Here is a 21811-nt window from a genome sequence, read left to right on the forward strand (position 1 = left end):
ATTTTCTAGAAAATTCCCGTCGCCCCCAGACCGCCCCCTGCTGCAGGCCAAGAGTTTTCGACGAAAACTCTTGTCTTCGCCTGAAAAATCTTCGGCGAAGATTTTTCAGGCGTGGCGCGGGTTACCGCCCGCCACATCGCGCCAGAACGGGTTCGACCACGCCCGCTTGCCCGCGGCATCGATCACCGAAACACGCAGCCAGGGGCTGTTGAGCAACCGGTCGAGCGGAACTTCGGTGCGGGTCATAGAATGGCCGTGCACGCCCTTTGCCCCTGTGCCCCAGCCCTGCACGATCACCGACCCGACCGCGCTGCTTTCGACGATGACGCGGTCACCCTCGACCCGCACATCGCGCAGCTCCGGCCCTTGGGTGGAATAGAATTCCCCCCGTTTCAGCGCGGCCAGCAAAGCGCCCGGTTCGTTCTCTTCCGATTTGACCATGACCCAACCACCGAAATGGTCAGGTTCCGAGAAATGCGCGTCATCGGTCGCGATCATGCTCAGCCTGCGCCCTTCGGTCAGCAACAGGTCGGCGATGGCAAAGCCGTCGGGGCGGTCGCATCCGGTGGCGCAGCCGTGATTATAGACTTCGACCGCATGGGCGGCGGTGACGGCTCGCGCATCGGCCAGCGTCAGGCCCGACCACTGCGGATGGGCGATGGCGACAAAGGCGCCGGCGGCCACGGCGCGCTCGGCGATTTCGGCGGCGGTTTCCTGATCGGGGCGCGGCACGAAATCGGGGCTGTTCGACGGCGCGAAATCCGCAGGCAGGCCCACGGCAAGAATGTGCCACAACTCGCCATTCGCCATCGCACCGGAATGGAGTTCGGCACCGAGAATCGTGGTGAACCCTGCCGTGCGGTAGGGCACGGTGTCGACGATCGGATAGCCCCAGCGCCCGACGAAATGGTCGGTCAGCGCCAGAAAATCATAGCCCTCGGCGTGATAGCGGCGGCACACTTCCTCGGGAGGGAGCACGCCGTCCGAGCGTGTCGAGTGGGTGTGCAGATTGCCGCGCCAGAAGCGGCCGGGGGCGGTAAAGGTGGAAAGGCGCATCCGAGTCTCCGTTTGGTCATGGCGCAGCCTAACCATAGCCGTGCAACAGTCCAGAGACGCCTTGCCCATTGCCGCCGCGCCGATTTCCCTTATGTCAGGCGGCAGGTGCGGTAACGACAGGAGTGACGGCATGGACCATGCGACCCAGACGGCAGAGTTCACCCCCGGCGCGTCCGACCCCCGCCTTTTGCGCGACGCGCTCGGGCGTTTCGCCACCGGCGTCACGGTCATCACCTGCCAGACGGAAAACGGCCCCGTCGGCATCACCGCCAACAGCTTCGCCTCGGTCTCGCTCGACCCGGCGCTGGTCTTGTGGTCGATCGCGCGCAGCTCTTCGCGCTACGGGGCTTTTGCCACAGCGCATGGCTTCGCCATTCACATCCTCGCGCAGGACGAACGTGATCTTGCCGCGCGCTTCGCCAAGGCTGGCGCGGGCTTTGACGGCCTGCCCGTCAGCACGGGACAGGGAGGTGCGCCGCTGATCGCAGACACGCTCGCGCGCTTCGACTGCACGCTGCATGCGGCGGTCGATGGCGGCGACCACGTGATCCTGCTCGGCCGCGTCCTCTCGGCAAGTTTCCGTGACGGCGCGCCGCTTGTCTTTGCCAAAGGCCATTACGGCAGTTTCGCGGCGTAAGCCTCGCCTGCCGCACAAGCCCATGCTAGCCTGCGACCGACCCGAGGACCGCACGATGTCGAACCAAGCGATTTCCGACCCCGACCTTCACGCCTCGGCCGAGGCGATGCTCGCCCGTGCGACCGATGCCGCAGCCTTCCTGAAAGCCCTGTCGCACGAGGGGCGGCTGATGATCCTGTGCCATCTTGCATCGGGCGAGAAATCGGTGACGGAACTTGAACGCCTGCTCGCCTCGCGTCAGGCGGCGGTCAGCCAGCAATTGGCGCGGCTACGGCTCGAGGGGCTGGTGTCGTCGCGGCGCGACGGCAAGACGATCTTTTACAGCATCGAAGACCCCAAGGTGCGCCGCACCATCGCGCTGGTCTACGACATGTTCTGCAAGGACGACTAACCGCGCCCGATAAAGGGCATGTCGCGGGCCATGATCGTCATGAAGGGCACGTTGACTGACAGGGGAAGCCCCGCCATGTGCAGCACCGCCTCGGCGACATGGGCCACATCCATCAGCGGTTCCACCCGCACCTGTCCGTCGGCCTGCGCGACACCCTTCGGGAAAGCCGCCGCCATCGCTGTCGCGGCATTGCCGATGTCGATCTGCCCGCAGGCGATGTCATAGCGCCGCCCGTCAAGACCGAGCGTCCGCGTCAGCCCCGTCACCGCATGTTTCGACATGGTATAGGGCACCGACCCCGGTCGCGGCACATGGGCCGAGATCGAGCCATTGTTGATGATCCGCCCGCCTTGCGGGTCTTGCCGCCGCATCAGGCCAAAGGCGGCGCGGGCGCACAGGAACATGCCGGTGATGTTCACGCCCGAAAGCTGCAACCAGTCCTCGACCGCGATCTTGTCTATCGGGGCTGCGGGCAGCGACTGGCCTGCGTTGTTGAACAACACATCCAGCCGTCCGAATTCGGCAGCCACCCGCCCGAAGGCCGCATCGACCTGTCCCGCATCCGTCACATCGCAAGGCAGCACCAGCGCCTCGCGCCCGCCTGCTGTTTCCGCCAGCGCCGCCTCGCGCCGACCAAGCAGGGCCACCCGCCAGCCCGCATTCAGGAAAGCGTCAGCCGTGGCGCGTCCGATGCCGCTGCCTGCGCCGGTGATCAGGATGGTCTGGGTCATTGGGCCTGTCCGATGAAATCGTATTTCAACAGCCATAGCAGGCCACGCTCGACCCGTATAACCGGAATCTTCGTCGCCACGGCCAGTTCGGCCGCCGTGGTCCCGGCCCCACCGGCTGCGGCCAAAGCCTGCTGCACGCGGACAATCAGCGTCAGCGGTTCGAATTCGCGCCCCGTCTTGGTGTAATCGCGCAGGCGCCATGCCTCTTCCACCGTCACGGCTGAGGGGCGGGCCGCGTAGCGCCGCGCATCGTCACGCGGCAGATGCGCGGTCGGGAAGCTGTCGAAGATCACCATCGGCGACGGCGCGACCGGCAGGTGATGCGGCGAAACGGGCGGGTGCGTCGCAGCGTTCGCCGCCCTGCGGATGGCCGAAAGCTCGGCGAACAGATCCTGCATCTGCGGGATGACCGCCGCCCAATCGAACATACCCCGCGCCCGCGCCAGCCCCGCCGCCCCCATCCGCGCCCGCAAATCGGGGTTCTGCATCAGGTCCCGCACCGCCCGCGCCATCGCGCCGATATCGATCACCGTCAGCGCAGAATTCTGCGACAGGTATTGCATGTAGCTGTCGGTCCCGCCGGCATGGCGCAGACCATAAAGCGTGCTGTGCTCGGCCCGCCCCGCCAGCGTCGGTATACGGAACCCTGATGCGTCATCGACCGTATCACGGATGCCGTCCCAGTCCGAGGCGACAACGGGCAACCCCGCCGCCATCCCCTCGACCGGGGCGAGGCCGAAACTTTCCTGCAGATTGTCGATGGGAAACAGGAACATCTGCCCCGCCGACAGCGCTGCGCGGCGCAGCGCGGCATCCTGATGGGCAAGGTGGTGAAAGCCCACGTCCGGCATCAGCTTGGGCGCCGCGGAACGGAACACCCGCTCGCTGTAGCTATCGGGGAAATTGCCGTAAAGCAGCAGGTGCAGCTTTTGCCCCGTCCCCTCTTGTGCCAGTTGCAACGCACGGAACACCGGCAGCGGGTCGAACTTTTCATGCGGGCTCATCCGCGCCACGATCACCGCGACCACATCCGTCGCCGCGATTCCCAAGCGGTCACGCAAGGCTGCCCCCGCCGCCGGATCGGACGCGAAATCGGCGCAATCGATGCCTAAGGGCAGCACCGGCAATTGCGGGCGCGGTGGTACACGGCCGCCAAAACGCCGCGCCAGATGCGCGTCGATCAGGTCAAGCTGCGTCAGCACCGCAGATTTCACCGCGCGTGACGTGCAGATCACCGCGTCCCACTCCATCTGCGGCGCGGCGCGCAGGTGCCAGAACCCCTCCATCACCGCCTTGGTCGAAATCGTATGCGTCACCCCGCAGATCGAATAGCGCGTGGCCCCCCACAATTCGCGCCGCCACGCTTCGGGCGCGTAATTCGGACCGGAAAAATACACCGTGCCGACCGGTGCGATAGACCGCGCATCTTCCAGTCGCACCGTCCGCACCGGAGCGCGCACGCCGCATTCGGCGGCGAGTTTCTCGAACGCCGCCCCGTCGCCAAGGCCATGCGTCAGGCCCACGACCTCATTCACGACGGCGTGGCGGAAGAAGCCGCGGATGAAACTCTCGCCCGCCATGCGCCGGCCGTTCACGCCCTTGGCAGGATCGAACCCGTCGGGAGCAAACCAGATCGCGGCGTTGCGATCCTCGGTCATGCCTTGCCCTTTTGCTTCATCCACAGCCATGGCGTCGGGGTTGACCGCCATTCCCACATCAAAAGCAGCCGGTCGAGATCGCCGAGCGTGTCGGTCCAATCCGGCAGGCCACTGTCGTTCAGACGGCGTTCGTATTTCGTGATCGTATGCGTCTCGGCGAAACGCCCGGCGAGGGTCGTTACCAGACCGGGTCGCATGCCCTCGTGCACCTCGACAAGGATATCGGCCTTCAAAAGGCCGGGCGCTGCAACCGGATCGAGCAATTCGGCCTCGGCGCCTTCGATATCGCAAAAGACAACGGTCTTTTGTCCCTTGCACTGGTCGAAATCGGCATGGGTAAAGGCCCCCCCGATCTCGACCCGCTTGGCCAGCCCGTTGGCAGCCGCCATCTCCGCGCAAGCCTCGCGCGCCTTGGGGTCGAGGTCACGCGCCAGAACGCGGGCCTTGGGCATCCGCATGGCAAGACCGGTGGCATAGTAGCCTTCGGCGCAGCCGACATCGATCACCAGCTTGTAATTGCCGGCAACGATCTTTTCGATGACCGGATGAAGCGAGGCCTCGTAGCAGCCGACCAGCCGCGCGTTGCGCGACCCTTCCGACGCGCGCACCGCATATTTCAGCCCTTTGAACGGCCCCGAAAGCACCGTCTCGCCCGACCGCTGGACAAGCGTGTTTTCAAGAACCTGTGCCCGCCATTTCGCAAGGTGCCGAAGCGAGGCGTTCAACTGTTGCGGCGACGGTTCGCCTGACAGCAATTCGGCAAGCCTGCGCCGCACGCCGGCAACCATCGGGGTAGTCATGAACGGACCTCACTCTTTAACTTGGGCCATGCTAAGGCCCGCCGCGCCTTTGGTCCAGCCCTCGGCAAGCCGTGCAAGGCTACGGCAAGTCCCGTGCCAAGCCAGACGCCGGACAACCGCGGGTCAGCCCAGCATCCGGTCGGCGCTGGCGTCGAACAGGCTGCGGGCATAGGCGGTCTGCATCCGCGCTGCCGCCAAATCGTCGCGGGACATCTCCTCGACGCTGCGGCCAATCTGCATGACCAGAACGCGGTCGCACATATGGTCGATCACCGCCAGATCATGGCTGACCATCAGGAAAGTCAGCCCCCGCGTCTCGCGCAGGCGCGACAGCAGGTTCAGCGTCTCGGCCTGCACCGACGCATCCAGCGCCGAGGTGGGTTCATCCAGCAGCAGCACCTCGGGCTCTAGCATTAGCGCCCGCGCAATGGCGACACGCTGGCGCTGCCCGCCCGAAAGCTGGTGCGGATAGCGAAAACGGAAACCGGTCGGCAGGCCCACATCGGCCAACGCCTGCATCACGCGGGCATCGGTATCGCCGATCCCGTGGAGGGCGAGCGGTTCCGAAAGCGTGCGGTCGATGGTATGGCGCGGATGTATGCTGGCGTAGGGGTCCTGAAACACCATCTGCACACGGGCGGCAAAGGCGCGGCCGCGCGGCGTCGGCACCTTTTGCCCGCCGATCGAAATCTCGCCCGCCGTGACGGGGGCCAACCCGCAGATCGCCCGCAGGATAGTGGATTTGCCCGACCCGCTTTCCCCCACCAGCCCGAAACTCTCGCCCTTGGCGACCGACAGGCTGACATCTTCAACCGCGCGAACCTCGCGGCCCTTGGCTTGGAACGTCACCGAAAGGTTGCAAACCTCGATCATGCCGCCGCTCATCCTTGCGCCCAATCTGCGGTCCGGTCCAACCCCGGCAAGGGACCACGGCTTCCCCCGATGCGCGGCAAACAGTCAAGCAGCCCCCGCGTATAGGGGTGATTGGCCGACAACAGGTCACGCGCGGCCAGTTCCTCGACGATGCGGCCCTTGTACATCACCAGCACGCGGTCACAGAACCGCGCGACAAGTCGCAGATCGTGGCTGATGAAGATCAGCCCCATCCCCCGATCACGCACCAACCCGTCAAGGATCGACAGCACCTCGGCCTGCACGGTCACATCGAGCGCGCTCGTCGGCTCGTCCGCAATCAACAGATCGGGGTTCGGGATCAGCATCATTGCAATCATCACCCGCTGGCCCATCCCGCCGGAAAGTTCATGCGGATAGGCGCCCATCACCCGCTCGGGGTCGCGGATCTGCACCGCTTCCAGTGCGGCAATCGCGGCCTTCTTCGCCTCGGCCCTGCCCACGCGGTCGCGCTGGCGCAAACCTTCCATCAATTGCGCCCCGATCTGCATCACGGGGTTCAGGCTGTATTTCGGATCCTGCATCACCATGGCGATGCGCTTGCCGCGCAAAGCCCGCATCTCGCGTTCCGATGCCCGCATCAGGTCTTGCCCGTCGAAAACCATGCTTTCCGCAGCAATCCGCCCCGGCGGGCGGATCAGCCGCAGCACCGACCGGCCCGTCATGGTCTTGCCCGACCCGCTTTCGCCCACGATGCCCAGACGTTCGCGCCCGAGGCTGAACGACACGCCGCGCACGGCCTCGACCACCCCCGCCTCGGTGTCGAATGTCACGCGCAGGTCTTTCACCGACAAAAGCGTCATTTCCCTGCACTCCGCGGGTCGAGCACATCGCGCAAGCCGTCCCCCAGCAGGTTGAAGCCAAGCGAGACGACAAAGATCGCAAGCCCCGGCATGGTGGCGACCCACCACTGTTCGAACAGGTATTTGCGCCCCGCCGAGATCATCAGCCCCCATTCCGGTAAGGGCGGCTGCGCGCCAAGGCCCAGAAAGCCCAATCCGGCGGCGGTCAGGATCACCCCCGCCATATCCAGCGTCACGCGGATGACGACGCTTGGCAGGCACATCGGCACCACATGGCCCCAGATGATGCGCGCAGCCCCCGCCCCTTGCAGGCGCACGGCGGCGATATAGTCGGAATTCCGCACTGTCAGCGTCTCGGCCCGCGCCACGCGGGCATAGGGCGGCCAAGCGGTCAAAGCGATGGCCAACACCGCGTTCTCGATGCCGGGGCCAAGCACGGCAACCAGCGCCAGCGCAAGGATCAGGCGCGGAAAGGCAAGGAAGATGTCGGTGATCCGCATCAACACCTCGTCCACCCAGCCGCCGAAATAGCCCGCGACCGTGCCGATAACCAAGCCTACGACAGGCGCCGTCACCGCCACCAGCGCCACGATGTAAAGCGTGATGCGCGACCCGTACAGGATGCGTGTCAGGATATCGCGACCGAAATCGTCGGTGCCCAGCAGATGCCCCTCGGTTCCCGGCGGCAACAAGCGCCCGCGCAGGTTCTGCGCCACGGGGTCATAGGGTGCGAGCCACGGCGCAAAGGCCGCGACCACCAGCAAGACGGCAATGATCGCAAGCCCGATCATCGCGAGTGGATTGCGCCGCAGCCGCAGCCAACCCAAGTACCACTGCCCCAGACGCGCCTGCATCCGGCTTTGCGGATTCTGGTCGCGCAGCCATGCCATCGTGCCTGCCATCTATCTAGCCCTCGGATCGACGAGCCGATACAGCAGGTCCGACACCATGTTCAGCGCGACGAAGGCGAGGCCGACGACAACCGTTCCCCCCAGCACGGCGGGCATATCGGCCACCATCAACGCATCGGTGATATAGCTGCCAAGGCCGGGCCATGCGAAGATCGTCTCGGTCAACACCGACCCTTCCAGCAGATAGGCATAAGACAGCGCAACCACCGTGATCAGCGGCACGGCCACGTTTTTCATGGCGTGCACCCAGACCACCCGCCATTCGGGCATCCCCTTGACCCGCGCCGTGGTGATGTATTCCTGCGAAAGCTCGTTCATCATGAAGCTGCGCGTCATCCGGCTGATATAGGCCATCGACACGTAACCCAGCAGCCCTGCAGGCAGGATGATATGGCTGATCGCGTTGGAAAACATGTCCCAGCGCCCCGCCAATGCCGTGTCGATCAGGATCATCCCCGACCGCTGCGGCACCTCGAAATCATACATCATGTCGTAAACCGCATCCAACCGGCCCGGCCCGCCAACCCAGCCCAGATGACCGTAAAATACCAAAAGGCCGATCAGCCCCAGCCAGAAAACCGGCATCGAATAGCCCATCAGCCCGACCAGACGCACGATGTGGTCGGCGATGCTGCCCGGACGGGTCGCGGCCAGCACCCCTGCCGGAACGCCTGCGATCACACCAATGATCGTGGCCAGCGTCGCAAGCTCCAGCGTGGCCGGAAAGTGGCGGGCGACCGCTTCGATCACAGGCTCTCCGGTGCGGATCGACGCCCCAAGATCGCCTTGGAACGCATTGAAAACATATATGAAAAACTGCTCTACCAGCGGCTTGTCCAGTCCCAGCGCGACCCGCGTCGCCTCGATCTGCGCCTGTGTCGCCCTCTCGCCCACGATGGCAAGCACCGGGTCGATCGGCACCACGCGCCCGATGATGAAGGTGACGAGCAAAAGCCCGAAGATCGTGATGACCAGCGAGACGGAAAAGCCAACGACGGCTTTGAACCGCGGGCCAAAGGGGAATGAAACTGCCATGCCAAACGCAAGGCGCCCGCGGTCAGACCCGCAGGCGCCAAGCATGTCTTACTTGGTGATCGCCCAGTATGCGGCCGAGTCGGTTGCGCCGCCGGTGAAGAAATTCTCGACCCCTGCGCGCATGCCGGTCTGGTAGCCGATCTGGAACATCAGCACGAAGGGCGAGGTGGTGCGGTGCGTCTGCTGGATTTCGGCATACATCGCCGCCCGCTTGGCGCCGTCCCGCTCCATCACCGCATCCGCCGTCATCTGGTGCAGCGGGCCCGGATCATAGGCGTTGCGCCATGCAAGACCGCCGGTCTGCGCGTCATCCGCATTGTCGGCGTTCATCGAGAAGGCCGAGGCGTTGGTGTGCGGGTCGGGATAATCCGGCCCCCAGCTTTGCAGCGTGGCGTCATGCTGGCGCGCGCGATACCGTTTCAACTGCTCGGCCCCTTCGCCGATGTTCAGCTCGACCTCGATCCCGGCTTGGCCAAAGGTGTTCTGGATCGATTGCGCCATCTCCATCCGGTCGGACGAGTTCCTGACATCCATCACCACCTTGGGCGACGTGATCCCCGATTCCGCGATCAGCGCCTTGGCCTTTTCGATATCGAGGCTATAGGGATTGTCTTCCAGCGCGCCCAGATAGCCCTTGGGCAGATAGGCCTGATGCACCACCATCGCACCCTTCAGGAAGGTGTCGGCCATGCCTTGATAATCGATGGCCCACCGCATCGCATCGAGGAATTTCTCGTTCTTGTAGGCTTCGTTCTTCTGGTTGAACGACAGGTAGAACACCTGCCCGCCCACATCTTGCTGCACCTTGACGTCGGCATTGCCCGCCATGCCTTCGATATCGGTCGGCGTCAGTTCCCGCGCGATGTCGATATCGCCCTTTTCCAGCAGCAGGCGCTGGGTGGCCGCTTCGGGAATATGCCGCATGAAGACGTTCTTCAGCTTGGCATCGCCGCGCCAGTAGCCGCTGCGCGCTTCCAGCAGATAGCCCTCGTTCGGCTTGAAGGATTTCAGGACATAAGCCCCCGTCCCCGCCGAATTGTTATGCAACCACGCGTTGCCCATGTCGCCATCGACCTCGTTTGCCATGACCGTCGCCTTGTCGACGATGGACGCGACACCCGAGGTGAGGCAGTTGTAAAGGAACGTGGGCGCATAGGCCTGATCGGTCTTGAGCGTCAGCGTATCGCCTTCGGCCGTCACCATCTGGTCCACGTTCTCGGCCGTCCAGCCGAACTGGTTCAGGATGAAGGCAGGAGATTTGTTCAGCTTGACCGCGCGTTGCAGCGAAAAGGCCGCATCTTCCGCCGTCACCGGATTGCCCGACGAAAAGGTGACGCCCGCCTTCATCTTGAAGGTAAAGGTCGTGCCCGCCTCGTCCACCGCCCAGCTTTCGGCCAGACCGGGCACCAGCTCGCCCACCTTCATCGGGTCAAGCTCGATCAGCCCGTCATAGGTGTTGTTCACCACGTCAAGGCCCGAGAATTCGTACGCCTCGCCCGGATCGAGCGACACGATATCGTCGATCGCGTCGGCGATGACCAGCGTATCGGCCGGCGTCTCGGCCATCAGGGCCGCAGGCGAAACCGTGACCAGCAGCGCCGCAAGCGCCACCGATCCAAACCGCGAAAGCTTCGGATCGAACATCATGAAAATCTCCCTGTCAGGATTGGCTCTGGTCAGGCTGCATCGGCCCTTCCGATTGTCCCATCATTTGGTCAGCCTTGGCCTTGCGATGTCAAGTCCGCAATCGGCCTGTCATCGCCCCCCCCGCCCGCAGGCCAGGCACATCGGCAAAACCCGGCCCCGAAGCGCCAGTAGCCTGAAAAGCAAGGTAATTCATGGTGCCCCCAGCAGGACTTGAACCCGCGACCCCCTGATTACAAATCAGGTGCTCTACCAGCTGAGCTATAGAGGCAACGCCCATCAAATAACCTTGCTCTGCTTCGGGTGCAAGCGGTCGGAAAAGATTCTGCTGCGCCGGATCGTGCTGAAACTTTGCCCGATCTCCTTCGTAACTGGCCCGAACAAGCCTTGAACGGCACAGACAGGAGACGCCAGATGATCCACGAACCCTCGCTTTCACCCCGCCTGCCCGACAGTGCCACGCTCGGCCGGATGATCTGGCTGCTCGAGCGGATGCTGGCGCAGGGCGAACGCGCCTCGATCCATTACGAACGCATGGCACCGTTTTCGCGCGGTACCTATTTCCGCACGCGCAATGCCTGTGTCGCGCTCGGGCTGGTCACGGCGCTTGGCAGCGGACGGATCCTGCGGCCGGAACCGCAGAAGATCAGGGTGTTCCTCGGTCAGGTCATGCCACGGCTGATCACGGTCGCCACACCCGCGTGCTAACGGTTGGCCCGCGCCAGCAACCCCACCGCACAAAGCCCCACCGCCATGACCACCAGCGCGGCGGGGGCGGCCTCGGACAGCTTTTCCAGACTGGCAAGCTCGAACACCCGCGTGGCGAGCGTGTTGAAGTTGAAGGGCCGCAAGAGCAGCGTCGCGGGCAGTTCCTTGACGCAATCGACGAATACGACCAGCAGCGCCGTCGCCACCGATCCGCGCATCAGGGGCATATAGACCGATTGCAGCGCCCCGCCTGCAGTGCGTCCCAGTGACCGCGCCGCCATCGGCAAGGACGGCGACACCCGCCCGAAGGCCGCATCGACCGCCCCTTGCGCGATGCCGAAGAACCGCACCGCAAAGGCAAGGATCAACGCCCCCGCCGTGCCGGTCATGATCAACCCAGGATCGTGGCCAGTCAGCGCCAGCACCGCATCGGCCACGCGGTTGTCCAGCGCCTCCAGCGGGATCAGGATACCGACCGCCAGCACCGCGCCCGGCGCGGCATAGCCCAGCGTCGTCAGCGGCAAGACCACCCGCGCCACGCCCCGCCCCGCCATCCGCACGCCGTAGACCAGAAACACCGCCGCCGCCACGGTCAGCACGGCGGCGATGCCGCCGACGAAAAGCGTATTTCCCAAAGCCCCAGCCAGACCCGGCGCCAACCAGACCGAGGGGCTGGCAAAGGCATGGACCAGCATCACCCCGACCGGCAGCACGAAGCCCATCGCAAAGGGAAACAGGCACAGCGCATTCGCCAGCCACGCCCGCCCGCCCGACAGCGCGAATGGGGCGACCGGACGCGAGGCGCGGCTTTGCTTGTGAAACCGCGCACGGCGGCGGCTGATGCGCTCGGTCGCGACCAGAAGCAGGATCAGCATCAGCATCACCCCCGCGATCTGCGCCGCCCCGCCCGCGTTGTTGCCGTTCAGCCATGTGGAAAAAATGCCCGTGGTCAACGTTTGCACGCCGAAATAGGTGACCGTGCCGTAATCGGCCACCGTCTCCATCAGGGCCAGTGCCACGCCGGTTGCCACCGCAGGTCGCGCCAGCGGCAGGCCCACCCGCAGGAACAACGCCCATGGCCCCGCGCCCAAGGCCCGCGCCACCTCGTAGGAACAGCCCGACTGTTCGCGGAATGCCGCCCGTGCCAGCAGGTAGACGTAAGGGTATAGCGCAAAGGACAACACCAGAATGGCGAACCATTGCGACCGCACCTCGGGAAACCAGTAGTCCCGCGCCGATTGCCAACCCATCGCCGCCCGCAACCCGCCCTGCACCGGACCCGAGTATTGCAGGAAATCGACCAGCGCAAAGGCCCCGACATAGGCCGGAATCGCCAGCGGAAACAGCAGCGCGTAATCCAGCCAGCCCCGCCCCGGAAAGCGGTACATCACCACCAGCCAGGCCGCCCCCGTCCCCATCGCGGCGGTCAGGAAGCCCACACCCGCCATCATGGTCAGCGTCGTCGCGAAATAACGCGGCAAGACCGTGGCCAGAAGATGCGGCCAGATATTCTCGGTCGGATGAAAGGCGATCCACACCACGGCCAGCATCGGCGCCAGCACCACGCAGGCGATCAGCGCGGCCCCGATTGACCAGCCATCCAGCCGGAACGGCGGCAAAAACCGCTTAGCCTGAGTGTTTTGGTCGGACATCATGGCGCAGGCTGTAACCGAAAGCCGTTTCCCTGTCCAGAAAACCTCGTATAGTCATGGGTAAAGTATCAGTCAGAACGGCAGACAAGTCCTTCATGCGTATCGTGTATCACCTCGGCGCCCATTGCACGGATGACGAGCGTCTCATCCGCTGTCTGTGGAAGAACCGCGCCAGCCTCGGCCAACAAGGCATCGTCGTCCCCGGCCCCACACGCTACCGCGCACTTTTACGCGACACGGCGATCACGCTGAAGGGGCGGCCCGCGTCACGCGACACGCAGGCGCTGGTGCTCGACCAGATCATGGACGAAGACCGCGCAGACCGGCTGATCCTGTCATGGGACAATTTCCTGTCCTATCCGCAATGGGTGATCCGCGACCGCAGGCTCTACCCCGCCGCGGGCGAACGTATCCGCGCCTTCACCCAGATATTCCCGGAAATCGAGGCTGAATTCCACCTGTCCATCCGCAACATGTCCAGCTTCCTGCCCGCGCTCTTCAGCAAGCAGCGCGGCAAACCCTATGAGGAATTCATCGGCACCGCCGACCCGCGCTTGTTGAGCTGGAGCCGCATGGTCGAGGAAATCCGCACCCTGAACCCCGAGGCCCCGCTCACCATCTGGTGCGACGAAGACACGCCGCTGATCTGGCCCGACGTGCTGCAAACCGTGTCGGGCCATGCCCCCGATACGATCCTGACCGAAACCGACGAACTTTTAGCCAGCCTGATGCCACCCGAAGGCCTTGCGCGTCTGAACGCCTATCTCGCGTCGAACCCGCCCGCCTCGGTGGTGCAGCGCAGGCGCATCGTCTCGGCGTTCCTCGACAAATTCGCGCTGCCTGACGAAATCGAAACCGAAATCGAGATGCCCGGTTGGGACGAAGCACTGATCGCCGAGCTTGACGAAAGCTACCGCCGCGACATCGCCCGCATCCGGTCTATGGAAGGTGTGACGTTCCTTTCGGCCTGACGCCTGCGTATAGAACCACCGGCACAGGCACAGGCAGTTGCAGCATCGCAGTCAACCCGAAATGCCGCCGCAGGGCGAAGGGCGCGAATTTTCGCAGAAAATTCGTCGCCGATGCAGGCCCCTGGTTTCAGGTCATCCCGAGAGCCTGCTTGTACATCTCGAGCACCGCCTCTTCCTCGGCGATATCGTCGGGCTTCCTTTTCCGCAGCGCCACGACCTTTTTCAGCACCTTGGTGTCGTAACCGCGCCCCTTTGCCTCGGCCATAAGCTCTTTTTGCTGTTCGGCCACGTCCTTCTTTTCCGATTCGAGTTGCTCGAACCGTTCGATGAACTGGCGCAGCTCGTCGGCGGTGACGTTATAGGCGTCGTTGGGGTCGCTCATCATGGCCTCGTGCAAATGTCACTCTGTGGCCCCTTCCCTATCCTGCCTGCCCTGTCGGGTTCAAGCCGCAGCAACGGGCGGCGTCCGGCGCTCTTGTGCGGAATGCAGGGGCGGGCTAGGTGCAAGGCCGGACAAGGGAGACGCGCATGACCATGGAATTGCTGATCTGGGGCGGCGCCCTTTTGTCGCTTCTGGGCGTGGCCGCACTGCTCTGGTGCATCGTACTGGCGGTCAAGGCGCGCAAATCCGGCCTGCCCGACGACCAGATCCGCCAGCGCTTGCAAAAGGTGGTGGCAATCAACCTTGCAGCGCTTGCGGTGTCGTTCCTCGGGCTGATGCTGGTGATGGTGGGCGTGATCCTCAGCTGAACGGTCGCCCGTCTGCGGCCAGCGTCTCGACCAGCGGCGCTGGCGACCAGAGGGCGGGATTTTCCTGCTCCCACAGCCGCAAGTCGCGCCGCAGCAGCAGCAGCCCGCGCCGGTTGGCCTGATGCATCGGCCCGCCTGTCCGCCGCGCCATCAGACCCGCCGCAATCGCCACCGCATCGACATGCGCCGCCGACGGCGCATCGCCAGCCTCGATCGCCCGCGCTCCGGCATTGGCCAGCGCCGCAAGGCAGCGCCGCGCCACCTCGTCACCGTCATTTGGCGCATGGCCGGTCCGGACGATCTCGCCCGCGATGCCCTGTGACGCCAGCGACCGCGCGATCTCGGCCCTTGGCACGCCTTGGGCCTCGGCGTGCAGCACCGCGTCCGACAGAACGCCCGCCAGCCGCAGCGCGACCGCCCCGCCCGTCACGACCGGCTCCCAGCCAAGCGCCCGCACGAAGCCTGTCGCGCGGGCAACATCGTCGGGCGCGGCCGCGCCCGCATGCAATTCGGCCAGCCGGTCGAAGCGGGCCAGCCCGACCGCCCCCGCAGGTGCCGCAATGCCAAAGGCCAAACGCGGCCCGCCCACATCGCAGACTTCCGTCAGCACCGCCAGATCGACGCCGGCCAGCCCGTCGCGCCCGACCTGCGGCAGCAGCCGCGACCAGTCGTCCTCGCGCCGGTCGGGCGACATCCGGCTGGCCTGAACCGCCGCTTCCTGCCGTTCGGCAACATCGGCAAGGGCCCGCACCACCGCCTCGCGGTCGTCGGATGCCAATTGCACGGTCAGCCCCGCCTGCAACGCCGCCAGCACAAGATCGACCGCACCAGCCCCCGCACCCCAGATGCCGACCCGCCCCACCACATGACCCGCCCCGCCGCCGGCTACCGCTCGGGCGGCCGCAGCATGCCGCAGGCCAAGCGAGTCGTCGCTCGCGCAAAGGTCGTAGAAACAGACCCGCTCATAGGCAAGCCCCTGCGCCAGCGGCAGCATCACCGCCATCTCGACACAGTCGACCATCCGCACCGCAGCCTCAAGCGTCGTGTCACGCCGCGCCTGCGCGACGGCGGCCAGATAGCCGCGCCCGTCGCGCAGGCCGCGCCGCTCGGGCCAATCCTTTCCTGCAGATACGCGCCGCGCAAAGCCCATCGGGTCTTCGGTCGCGACATGGTCGACCAACCCCGTGGCAACTGCGTGGGCAGCCGACACATCGCCACCTTCCAGCAGCATCCGCAACGCCTCGGAACCGCCGACCAGACGCGGCAAGCGCTGCGTGCCGCCGCTTGCGGGCACCAGACCCAACGTGATGTCGGGAAAGCCCAGCACCGCCCCGGGCACCGCCACCCGCGTTGAAGCCGCAAGCGCAAGTTCGAGCGCAGCCCCCCGCACCACGCCCAGCATCAAGGCGACACATCCCTCGCGCTGCGACAGGGTTTCGGCCAAAGCCGCGACCTCGGCCGTTGCAGACCGATCACCCGCCTCGGCCAACGGCAACCCGTCAGAGGCAAGGACCAGCAGCACCGGCCAACCGGTCTCGCCAAGAGTCGCAGACAGGCCGGCCCGCAGGTCGGCGGTCATCGGCCCCCTGATCTCGATGACGGTCATCACAGCCATTCCGGCCCGACTCCGCTTTGCTGCCTTCCCATCCGCGCAACCCCGCCATTCCTTCGGCCATTAAGGATAGCGCAGCACCGATTGGCAATGCCACAACAGGGCACTTGTCGAAAAACCGCCGCTTTCCCTGCGCTTAGACCGGCATGTTATCGAAATCGGCCTCGGTCGCGGCCTCGGTTACGGTCTGGTCGGGCACCCGCCCGGGATCGCGGCGGTCCTGCCACAGGCCGGGCAGCACGGCGGCCAAGGCCTCCATCTCGGCCCGCAGCGCCATCAGTGCAAATGCAGAGATCACGTCGGGGGTGGTTTCGCGCTCTGCCCTCATGCCGCACAGTCCCGACAAAACGGCGTATAGGGCAGGCTGTCGAGCCGTGCTTCGGTAATCTCTGCCCCGCATTTGACGCAAGCGCCGTATTCTCCCGCCACGATGCGGGCCAGCGCAGCCTCGATCATGCGGATTTCGGCCTGCCCGCCCTGCCCCAGACGTTCCAGCACCTCGTCACCCTCGCGCTCGGTGGCAAGGTCGTCCCAATCCTTCGTCTCGTGGCTGTCAAGTTCGGCCTCGATCCCGGCAAGCCTGCCCTGCAAAAGGGCAAGTCGCGCCTCGAGTTCGGTCTTGCGAGTGCTGATCGGTTTCATGCGCCACCTCCATCTTCCTGATGTCAGGCTAGACCGGCAGGCCCTTGCCTGCCTTGACTTGGGTCAAACGCAGATGGCTTTGATATATTCCGGTTTTACCATATGATAGATCAGCCAGATCCGGCCCGAAACCGGAACCGAGACCGGACCCGAGACCGGAATAGGCCCCCGAAAGGACCCTGCGATGACCCCTTCGACCCCTGCCGTCCATGCCTTTTTCGACGAGCAGACGAACACCCTGACATATGTGGTGCGCGACCCGCAGGACAGCGCCTGCGCGGTGATCGATTCGGTGCTCGACTTCGATCCCGCCTCGGGCCGGACCGACACGCGGTCTGCCGATGCCGTGATCGATCACATCCGCGCCGAAGGGCTGGTGGTGGACTGGCTCTTGGAAACCCATGTCCACGCCGACCATCTGTCAGCCGCGCCCTATCTGCAGGAACGGCTGGGTGGCAAGATCGGCATCGGCGAGCGGATCACCACCGTGCAGGAAACCTTCGGCAAGATCTTCAACGAAGGCACACGCTTTCAACGCGACGGATCGCAGTTCGACCGCCTGTTCCGCCATGACGACACGTTCATGATCGGCCAGTTGTCGGCCCGTGTGCTGCACACGCCCGGTCACACGCCCGCCTGCCTGACCTATGTGATCGGCGATGCGGCCTTTGTCGGCGACACGCTCTTCATGCCTGATTTCGGCACGGCGCGCTGCGATTTCCCGGGGGGATCGGCTTCGACCATGTTCGATTCGGTGCAAACCATCCTGTCGCTGCCCGATGAGACGCGCATCTTCGTCGGCCATGATTACAAGGCCCCGGGGCGCGAGGCTTTTGCATGGGAAACAACCGTGGCCGACCAAAAGGCAAAGAATGTCCATATCGGCGCGGGCAAATCGCGCGACAGCTTCGTCGCCCTGCGCGAAGCGCGCGACAAGACCCTGTCGATGCCACGCCTGATCATCCCCGCGCTTCAGGTCAACATGCGCGCAGGCCATATGCCCGAACCCGAAGAAAATGGTGTCTCCTACCTCAAGACACCTATCAACGGGCTTTGACGGCTTGACCTGAATCACCCCCTTAAACCGCGAAAACAAGTGAGAGTGACCATGCCGACCGACTGGATCTTCGGGCTATTGGGCGGGCTTTGCATCGGCAGCGCCGCGGCAGTCTATCTTTTGTGCAACGGGCGCATCATGGGCGCATCGGGCATCGTCGGCGCTTTGGTCGATGGCAGCGCGAACAACACATGGCCCGAAAAGGCCAGCTTTCTGGCAGGCTTGGTCGCGGTGCCCGCGATCATCGCCAATCTTGCGGGCGGGTCCGAGACGCATCTGACCGGCAACCTTGCGGTCATAGCCGTTGCGGGGTTGCTGGTCGGCTTTGGCACAAGGCTGGCAAATGGCTGCACCTCGGGGCACGGGGTTTGCGGCATCTCGCGGCTGTCGCTGCGCGGCATCGTGGCGACTGCGGTCTATGTGGCGGCAGGCGGTGTGGTCATGGTCATCGCGCGTCACGGACTGGGGCTGATCTGATGCGAAATCTTGTTGCCGCCTTCGCAGGTGCGCTGTTTGGCGCGGGGCTTTTGCTGTCGGGCATGACCGACACGACCAAGGTGCAGGGCTGGCTTGATATCTTCGGCGACTGGGACCCGACGCTTGCCTTTGTCTTGGGCGGCGCGATCCTTCCGATGGCGCTGGCATGGCGCATCGCGGCCCGTCGCGGCACATCCGCACTCGGAACGCCCTTCCCCCCGCCCAACCGCAGCGGCGCCGATGCCCGACTGATCACAGGCTCGGTCCTGTTCGGCGCAGGCTGGGCGCTGGCGGGTCTGTGCCCCGGCCCCGCGCTGGCCTCGCTGACCTTTGGCGGGGCGGGCGGTGCGGTCTTCCTTATCGCCATGCTGGCAGCTATGCTTGCCGCACCCCGCGCCGGCCGCTGGCTGGACCGAACCTTGCCTCCAAAGGAACCGCCATGGACATCCGCGCCCTGACCCCGACCTATGCCGTCTCGCCCCAGATCGACCCGTCAGACCTGACCGCGATCAAGGCGGCTGGCTACACCACCGTGATCGACAACCGCCCCGACGGCGAAATCCCGCCGCATCTGCACGCCGAAACCATGCAACAGGCGGCACAGGCGCTCGGTCTGACCTTCGTGATAAATCCCGTGATCGGCGGGGCAATGACGCCCGAAAACGTGGCCATCCAGCGCGCCGCGATCGAGGGTGCCCCGGGTCCGGTCTTAGCCTATTGCGCCTCGGGCAACCGCTCGTCGGTGGTCTGGGCGCTCGCGCATGCAGGCACGCGGCCCGCGGATGAACTGATCGGTATTCCCGCCCGTTTCGGCTACCAGCTCGAACACCTGCGCCCCCTGCTTGGCTAGGGTGCGGCCTTAGCCCTTGCCGCGCACCCGCGACAAGAACCCCGGCGGGCGCTTGGCGATCCATGCCAGAAACGCGGCCAGCCGCGGGTCGGCCCGCAGCGCCCCGGGCGTGTTGAAACGTCGTGCCAGTTCGGCTTCGGTGAAGCGCGCGTGAATCTCCTTGTGGCAGATGTGGTGCAGCAAGACTGTCGGCCCCCCTTGCCGCCTTTAAGCTTTGGGACCAGATGATGCAGGCTCTGCGGCACGTCGCGCGGGATCGGACGCAGGCACAGCGGACAGGTTGGGGTTTCAGCGGACATAAGCTAAGGATGGCGCCGAAACGGGCGGGGGCAAGATGGATGCGCTGGTGATCGGTGGTGGACCGGCAGGGCTGATGGCGGCGGAAACGCTTGCCCAAGCCGGACGCCATGTCACGCTCTGCGAGGCAAAGCCCAGTGTCGGGCGCAAATTCCTGATGGCCGGAAAATCGGGGCTGAACATCACCAAGGCGGAAGACGAAACCCGCTTTCTTGCCGCTTACGGCGACGGATGGCTCGCCCCCGCGATTGCCGCCTTTGGCCCGACCGAAGTACAAGACTGGTGCAGGGGCCTCGGGCAAGAGATCTTCACCGGCTCGTCGGGACGGGTGTTTCCGGTCAGCATGAAAGGCTCGCCGCTGCTTCGCGCATGGCTCGCACGCTTGGGCGCGGCGGGGGTCGGGATGCGCGTGCGCTGGCGCTGGACGGGGTTTCATGGCGAAGGGTTCCGCTTCGAAACGCCCGCAGGCGAACAGGTGCTGGAACCCGCCGTCACCGTGCTGGCCCTTGGTGGTGCAAGCTGGGCGCGGCTCGGATCGGACGGCGCATGGGTGCCATGGCTCGCGGCACGCGGCGTGCAAATCGCGCCGTTCCGGCCTGCGAACATGGGCTTCGGCGTCGCGTGGTCCGCCCATATGGCACGCCACTTCGGCCAGCCGGTAAAGGGCGCAGCCCTGATCGCAGGCCCGCAGCGGGAACGGGGCGAATTCGTCATCTCGGCCCGTGGCATCGAAGGCGGTGGCGTCTACGCCGTCAGCCGCGCCCTGCGCGAAGGCGCCCCCCTGCACCTCGACCTGATGCCCGACCTTGCCGCCGAAACCCTCGGCCAAAGGCTGGCACAGATGCGGGCGGGCGAAAGCCTTGCCAACCGTTTACGCAAACTCGGCCTCTCCGCCACCGCGCAGGCGCTGGTCATGGAATTCGGCCGTCCCCTCGATCCGGTCACCGCGATCAAATCCCTGCCCGTCCCGCTGACCGGCCCCCGTCCGATCGACGAGGCGATCTCGGTCGCGGGCGGCATCACCCGCGCCGCCCTGACCGAAGGCCTTGAACTGCGCGCCATCCCCCGCGTCTTTGTCTGCGGCGAGATGCTCGACTGGGAGGCCCCGACGGGCGGTTACCTTCTCACTGCCTGCCTTGCCACCGGACGCCACGCTGGTCTCGCCGCCGCAGCACGCTGACGCCACCCCGCTTACATGCTGGTCCAAATATCCTCGGGGGAGGGCGCGGTACGCGCCGTCGGGGGGCGGAAAGCCCCCCGTTCCACGCTGGCCACAGGCACCGCGCTACCCTGCCAGACGCAACTCCTGCGGTTGCGCCAACCGCACCGCCCTCTGGCCGCGCATCTGGCCCAGCTTGCCCTCGGCCACCACCTGCCCGTCGATCCCGCGCAAGGAAAGCCGCGACACGGTCGCATCGCCCAGCGGCAGCACATCTCCGACCCCCAGCGCCATCACCCGCGCAAGCGGCATCTGGCACCGCGCCAGTTCCGCCTCGATCCGGCAGGCCACCGCCTCGACCTGACGGACAAAGGCGGCGTGGAAGGCTTCGGCCTGCCCTGCGGCAATCTCTGCCTGTTGCACTACGGCTGGGCGCGACCGCGCGGCAGGCAGGGCAAGCAAGACCTCGCCCGTCGCTGCCCCGCGCATCAGCGATACCTCGGCACGCAGCACGCGATACTCCGTCTCGTCGAGCAGCAGCGCGAGGGGCCGCGCCTCGTCCAGAAAGCTCGCATAGCGCCAGCCCTCGGCCCAAGGTGCCGCCTCTTGCCCGTGCAATTCGACGGCAAGCCCCGCAAGCGCACCGTCCAGCATCGGCGCCACCATCGCTGCATCGGTGCGGGTCGGACGGCGCGGACCGTCGCCCGCGCTGATCCGCCCCGTGGCCAACATGCCCACCAGCCCCGCCAGCACGGCAGGATCAAGCGCGACCAGACCCAGCGCATCGCCCCCCGCCGCATCGAGCACCGCAATCAGCGACCGCTCGGCAGGCATTTCCACCAGTTCCGCGAGCGAGGCCCGCCCGTCGCGCAGCCCCGTCACGTCAAGCGCCAACCCGATCTCGTCACGCGCCGCGCGGGCCAGCGCCAGCCGCCATGCGCGGTCGGCCCCGATCACGCCCTCGCCTCCGCAGGCACCGCCGACCTGACCCATCTTTCGCCGCAACACATCCATGCCCGCCTCCTTTCCGGCAAAGCCTAGCGCGGCAAGGGTTCATG

Annotated in this window: 25 protein-coding genes, 1 tRNA gene and 1 pseudogene; 10 read left to right on the forward strand and 17 right to left on the reverse strand. The window is 65.5% G+C overall.

Annotated features, from left to right (window positions below; all coding sequences use genetic code 11):
• Positions 1-105: 105 nt before the first annotated feature.
• Complete coding sequence (locus tag HYN69_RS09780) at positions 106-1056, reverse strand: CehA/McbA family metallohydrolase (protein WP_108435581.1); 951 nt, start codon at positions 1054-1056, stop codon at positions 106-108.
• Positions 1057-1186: 130 nt separating this feature from the next.
• Here HYN69_RS09780 and HYN69_RS09785 point away from each other — a divergent pair, with 130 nt between their 5' ends.
• Both HYN69_RS09785 and HYN69_RS09790 read left to right on the forward strand, forming a co-directional pair.
• Positions 1187-1693 carry a flavin reductase family protein gene (locus tag HYN69_RS09785; protein WP_108435582.1) on the forward strand — a complete coding sequence of 169 codons (507 nt, stop codon included), beginning with the start codon at positions 1187-1189 and terminating at the stop codon, positions 1691-1693.
• A 55-nt stretch (positions 1694-1748) separates the two neighbouring features.
• Entirely contained in the window at positions 1749-2084 is a 336-nt protein-coding gene (locus tag HYN69_RS09790) for an ArsR/SmtB family transcription factor (protein ID WP_108437135.1), read from the forward strand.
• On the opposite strand, the gene HYN69_RS09795 is transcribed toward HYN69_RS09790, so the two are convergent.
• The 9 genes from HYN69_RS09795 to HYN69_RS09835 all read right to left on the reverse strand — a co-directional run bounded on the left by HYN69_RS09795 (position 2081) and on the right by HYN69_RS09835 (position 10849).
• Entirely contained in the window at positions 2081-2815 is a 735-nt protein-coding gene (locus HYN69_RS09795) for an SDR family oxidoreductase (RefSeq protein WP_108435583.1), read from the reverse strand. The genes HYN69_RS09790 and HYN69_RS09795 overlap by 4 nt on opposite strands.
• The gene (locus HYN69_RS09800) at positions 2812-4473 is read right to left on the reverse strand and encodes a glycosyltransferase family 4 protein (RefSeq protein WP_159082416.1); all 1662 of its coding nucleotides are present in this window, start codon (positions 4471-4473) and stop codon (positions 2812-2814) included. Before HYN69_RS09800 ends, HYN69_RS09795 begins: the two co-directional genes overlap by 4 nt.
• Positions 4470-5273, reverse strand: a complete 804-nt coding sequence (locus HYN69_RS09805; protein WP_159082417.1) for a class I SAM-dependent methyltransferase — start codon at positions 5271-5273, stop codon at positions 4470-4472. Before HYN69_RS09805 ends, HYN69_RS09800 begins: the two co-directional genes overlap by 4 nt.
• Positions 5274-5396: 123 nt before the next feature.
• Complete coding sequence (locus tag HYN69_RS09810; RefSeq protein WP_216824585.1) at positions 5397-6158, reverse strand: ABC transporter ATP-binding protein; 762 nt, start codon at positions 6156-6158, stop codon at positions 5397-5399.
• Positions 6155-6988 (reverse strand): ABC transporter ATP-binding protein, encoded by an 834-nt coding sequence (locus HYN69_RS09815; protein WP_108435586.1) that lies wholly within the window; start codon positions 6986-6988, stop codon positions 6155-6157. The genes HYN69_RS09810 and HYN69_RS09815 overlap by 4 nt, the downstream gene beginning before the upstream one ends.
• On the reverse strand, positions 6985-7890 hold the full coding sequence (gene nikC, locus HYN69_RS09820) for a nickel transporter permease (RefSeq protein ID WP_108435587.1): 906 nt from the start codon (positions 7888-7890) through the stop codon (positions 6985-6987). The genes HYN69_RS09815 and nikC overlap by 4 nt, the downstream gene beginning before the upstream one ends.
• Positions 7891-8934: an ABC transporter permease gene (locus HYN69_RS09825; RefSeq protein WP_108437137.1), complete on the reverse strand. Its 1044-nt coding sequence runs from the start codon at positions 8932-8934 to the stop codon at positions 7891-7893.
• A 48-nt stretch (positions 8935-8982) separates the two neighbouring features.
• The gene (locus HYN69_RS09830; protein ID WP_230426366.1) at positions 8983-10581 is read right to left on the reverse strand and encodes an ABC transporter substrate-binding protein; all 1599 of its coding nucleotides are present in this window, start codon (positions 10579-10581) and stop codon (positions 8983-8985) included.
• A gap of 192 nt (positions 10582-10773) precedes the next feature.
• Positions 10774-10849: transfer RNA gene (locus HYN69_RS09835), tRNA-Thr, on the reverse strand.
• A 143-nt stretch (positions 10850-10992) separates the two neighbouring features.
• Between HYN69_RS09835 and HYN69_RS09840 the strand changes: the two genes are divergently transcribed.
• A complete protein-coding gene (locus HYN69_RS09840) occupies positions 10993-11286 on the forward strand; it encodes a hypothetical protein (RefSeq protein WP_108435588.1) in 294 nt (97 codons plus the stop codon).
• Here the strand turns inward: HYN69_RS09840 and HYN69_RS09845 are convergent.
• Complete coding sequence (locus HYN69_RS09845) at positions 11283-12938, reverse strand: ABC transporter permease (protein ID WP_108437139.1); 1656 nt, start codon at positions 12936-12938, stop codon at positions 11283-11285. The genes HYN69_RS09840 and HYN69_RS09845 overlap by 4 nt on opposite strands.
• Before the next feature lie 95 nt (positions 12939-13033).
• On the opposite strand from HYN69_RS09845, the gene HYN69_RS09850 reads away from it, so the two are divergent.
• Positions 13034-13909 carry a hypothetical protein gene (locus tag HYN69_RS09850; RefSeq protein ID WP_108435589.1) on the forward strand — a complete coding sequence of 292 codons (876 nt, stop codon included), beginning with the start codon at positions 13034-13036 and terminating at the stop codon, positions 13907-13909.
• Between the two features lie 127 nt (positions 13910-14036).
• On the opposite strand, the gene HYN69_RS09855 is transcribed toward HYN69_RS09850, so the two are convergent.
• Positions 14037-14291 (reverse strand): DUF2312 domain-containing protein, encoded by a 255-nt coding sequence (locus HYN69_RS09855; protein WP_108437140.1) that lies wholly within the window; start codon positions 14289-14291, stop codon positions 14037-14039.
• A 146-nt stretch (positions 14292-14437) separates the two neighbouring features.
• Here HYN69_RS09855 and HYN69_RS09860 point away from each other — a divergent pair, with 146 nt between their 5' ends.
• Positions 14438-14659 (forward strand): hypothetical protein, encoded by a 222-nt coding sequence (locus tag HYN69_RS09860; RefSeq protein ID WP_407925225.1) that lies wholly within the window; start codon positions 14438-14440, stop codon positions 14657-14659.
• Here the strand turns inward: HYN69_RS09860 and HYN69_RS09865 are convergent.
• From HYN69_RS09865 to HYN69_RS09870, 3 genes are all read right to left on the reverse strand, one after another.
• The gene (locus HYN69_RS09865; RefSeq protein WP_108435590.1) at positions 14652-16274 is read right to left on the reverse strand and encodes an enoyl-CoA hydratase-related protein; all 1623 of its coding nucleotides are present in this window, start codon (positions 16272-16274) and stop codon (positions 14652-14654) included. The genes HYN69_RS09860 and HYN69_RS09865 overlap by 8 nt on opposite strands.
• Before the next feature lie 133 nt (positions 16275-16407).
• Complete coding sequence (locus HYN69_RS20565) at positions 16408-16599, reverse strand: hypothetical protein (RefSeq protein ID WP_159082418.1); 192 nt, start codon at positions 16597-16599, stop codon at positions 16408-16410.
• The gene (locus tag HYN69_RS09870; RefSeq protein ID WP_108435591.1) at positions 16596-16913 is read right to left on the reverse strand and encodes a TraR/DksA family transcriptional regulator; all 318 of its coding nucleotides are present in this window, start codon (positions 16911-16913) and stop codon (positions 16596-16598) included. Before HYN69_RS09870 ends, HYN69_RS20565 begins: the two co-directional genes overlap by 4 nt.
• A 184-nt stretch (positions 16914-17097) precedes the next feature.
• On the opposite strand from HYN69_RS09870, the gene HYN69_RS09875 reads away from it, so the two are divergent.
• From HYN69_RS09875 to HYN69_RS09890, 4 genes are read left to right on the forward strand one after another with little or no spacing between them, the layout of a single operon-like run.
• Positions 17098-17970, forward strand: coding sequence for an MBL fold metallo-hydrolase (locus HYN69_RS09875; protein ID WP_108435592.1), 873 nt, complete (start codon positions 17098-17100; stop codon positions 17968-17970).
• A gap of 51 nt (positions 17971-18021) precedes the next feature.
• A complete protein-coding gene (locus HYN69_RS09880) occupies positions 18022-18447 on the forward strand; it encodes a YeeE/YedE family protein (protein WP_108435593.1) in 426 nt (141 codons plus the stop codon).
• Positions 18447-18905, forward strand: coding sequence for a DUF6691 family protein (locus HYN69_RS09885; protein ID WP_108435594.1), 459 nt, complete (start codon positions 18447-18449; stop codon positions 18903-18905). The genes HYN69_RS09880 and HYN69_RS09885 overlap by 1 nt, the downstream gene beginning before the upstream one ends.
• Entirely contained in the window at positions 18887-19297 is a 411-nt protein-coding gene (locus HYN69_RS09890; RefSeq protein WP_108435595.1) for a TIGR01244 family sulfur transferase, read from the forward strand. Before HYN69_RS09885 ends, HYN69_RS09890 begins: the two co-directional genes overlap by 19 nt.
• 9 nt (positions 19298-19306) lie before the next feature.
• On the opposite strand, the pseudogene HYN69_RS09895 reads toward HYN69_RS09890, so the two are convergent.
• Positions 19307-19596: pseudogene (locus HYN69_RS09895) on the reverse strand (HNH endonuclease).
• A 35-nt stretch (positions 19597-19631) separates the two neighbouring features.
• On the opposite strand from HYN69_RS09895, the gene HYN69_RS09900 reads away from it, so the two are divergent.
• Positions 19632-20774 (forward strand): TIGR03862 family flavoprotein, encoded by a 1143-nt coding sequence (locus HYN69_RS09900; RefSeq protein ID WP_108435596.1) that lies wholly within the window; start codon positions 19632-19634, stop codon positions 20772-20774.
• Between the two features lie 105 nt (positions 20775-20879).
• Here the strand turns inward: HYN69_RS09900 and HYN69_RS09905 are convergent, their stop codons facing one another.
• Complete coding sequence (locus tag HYN69_RS09905) at positions 20880-21767, reverse strand: FliM/FliN family flagellar motor switch protein (protein ID WP_108435597.1); 888 nt, start codon at positions 21765-21767, stop codon at positions 20880-20882.
• Between the last annotated feature and the right edge of the window lie 44 nt (positions 21768-21811).

It is taken from the genome of Gemmobacter aquarius, from assembly GCF_003060865.1.
In the GTDB taxonomy this organism is placed as follows: Bacteria; Pseudomonadota; Alphaproteobacteria; order Rhodobacterales; family Rhodobacteraceae; genus Paragemmobacter; species Paragemmobacter aquarius.

What these genes read in the sequence shown, in the direction of transcription:
- HYN69_RS09855 (WP_108437140.1), bottom strand. Translation starts at nt 14,291, where the DNA reads ATGAGCGACCCCAACGACGCCTATAACGTCACCGCCGACGAGCTGCGC.
- HYN69_RS09890 (WP_108435595.1), top strand. Translation starts at nt 18,887, where the DNA reads ATGGACATCCGCGCCCTGACCCCGACCTATGCCGTCTCGCCCCAGATC.
- HYN69_RS09840 (WP_108435588.1), top strand. Translation starts at nt 10,993, where the DNA reads ATGATCCACGAACCCTCGCTTTCACCCCGCCTGCCCGACAGTGCCACG.
- HYN69_RS09875 (WP_108435592.1), top strand. Translation starts at nt 17,098, where the DNA reads ATGACCCCTTCGACCCCTGCCGTCCATGCCTTTTTCGACGAGCAGACG.
- HYN69_RS09845 (WP_108437139.1), bottom strand. Translation starts at nt 12,938, where the DNA reads ATGTCCGACCAAAACACTCAGGCTAAGCGGTTTTTGCCGCCGTTCCGG.
- HYN69_RS09810 (WP_216824585.1), bottom strand. Translation starts at nt 6,158, where the DNA reads ATGAGCGGCGGCATGATCGAGGTTTGCAACCTTTCGGTGACGTTCCAA.
- HYN69_RS09780 (WP_108435581.1), bottom strand. Translation starts at nt 1,056, where the DNA reads ATGCGCCTTTCCACCTTTACCGCCCCCGGCCGCTTCTGGCGCGGCAAT.
- HYN69_RS09865 (WP_108435590.1), bottom strand. Translation starts at nt 16,274, where the DNA reads ATGGCTGTGATGACCGTCATCGAGATCAGGGGGCCGATGACCGCCGAC.
- HYN69_RS09860 (WP_407925225.1), top strand. Translation starts at nt 14,438, where the DNA reads ATGACCATGGAATTGCTGATCTGGGGCGGCGCCCTTTTGTCGCTTCTG.
- HYN69_RS09850 (WP_108435589.1), top strand. Translation starts at nt 13,034, where the DNA reads ATGCGTATCGTGTATCACCTCGGCGCCCATTGCACGGATGACGAGCGT.
- nikC (WP_108435587.1), bottom strand. Translation starts at nt 7,890, where the DNA reads ATGGCAGGCACGATGGCATGGCTGCGCGACCAGAATCCGCAAAGCCGG.
- HYN69_RS09885 (WP_108435594.1), top strand. Translation starts at nt 18,447, where the DNA reads ATGCGAAATCTTGTTGCCGCCTTCGCAGGTGCGCTGTTTGGCGCGGGG.
- HYN69_RS09905 (WP_108435597.1), bottom strand. Translation starts at nt 21,767, where the DNA reads ATGGATGTGTTGCGGCGAAAGATGGGTCAGGTCGGCGGTGCCTGCGGA.
- HYN69_RS09795 (WP_108435583.1), bottom strand. Translation starts at nt 2,815, where the DNA reads ATGACCCAGACCATCCTGATCACCGGCGCAGGCAGCGGCATCGGACGC.
- HYN69_RS09825 (WP_108437137.1), bottom strand. Translation starts at nt 8,934, where the DNA reads ATGGCAGTTTCATTCCCCTTTGGCCCGCGGTTCAAAGCCGTCGTTGGC.
- HYN69_RS09790 (WP_108437135.1), top strand. Translation starts at nt 1,749, where the DNA reads ATGTCGAACCAAGCGATTTCCGACCCCGACCTTCACGCCTCGGCCGAG.
- HYN69_RS09805 (WP_159082417.1), bottom strand. Translation starts at nt 5,273, where the DNA reads ATGACTACCCCGATGGTTGCCGGCGTGCGGCGCAGGCTTGCCGAATTG.
- HYN69_RS09800 (WP_159082416.1), bottom strand. Translation starts at nt 4,473, where the DNA reads ATGACCGAGGATCGCAACGCCGCGATCTGGTTTGCTCCCGACGGGTTC.
- HYN69_RS09900 (WP_108435596.1), top strand. Translation starts at nt 19,632, where the DNA reads ATGGATGCGCTGGTGATCGGTGGTGGACCGGCAGGGCTGATGGCGGCG.
- HYN69_RS09870 (WP_108435591.1), bottom strand. Translation starts at nt 16,913, where the DNA reads ATGAAACCGATCAGCACTCGCAAGACCGAACTCGAGGCGCGACTTGCC.
- HYN69_RS09880 (WP_108435593.1), top strand. Translation starts at nt 18,022, where the DNA reads ATGCCGACCGACTGGATCTTCGGGCTATTGGGCGGGCTTTGCATCGGC.
- HYN69_RS09785 (WP_108435582.1), top strand. Translation starts at nt 1,187, where the DNA reads ATGGACCATGCGACCCAGACGGCAGAGTTCACCCCCGGCGCGTCCGAC.
- HYN69_RS09815 (WP_108435586.1), bottom strand. Translation starts at nt 6,988, where the DNA reads ATGACGCTTTTGTCGGTGAAAGACCTGCGCGTGACATTCGACACCGAG.
- HYN69_RS09830 (WP_230426366.1), bottom strand. Translation starts at nt 10,581, where the DNA reads ATGATGTTCGATCCGAAGCTTTCGCGGTTTGGATCGGTGGCGCTTGCG.
- HYN69_RS20565 (WP_159082418.1), bottom strand. Translation starts at nt 16,599, where the DNA reads ATGAGGGCAGAGCGCGAAACCACCCCCGACGTGATCTCTGCATTTGCA.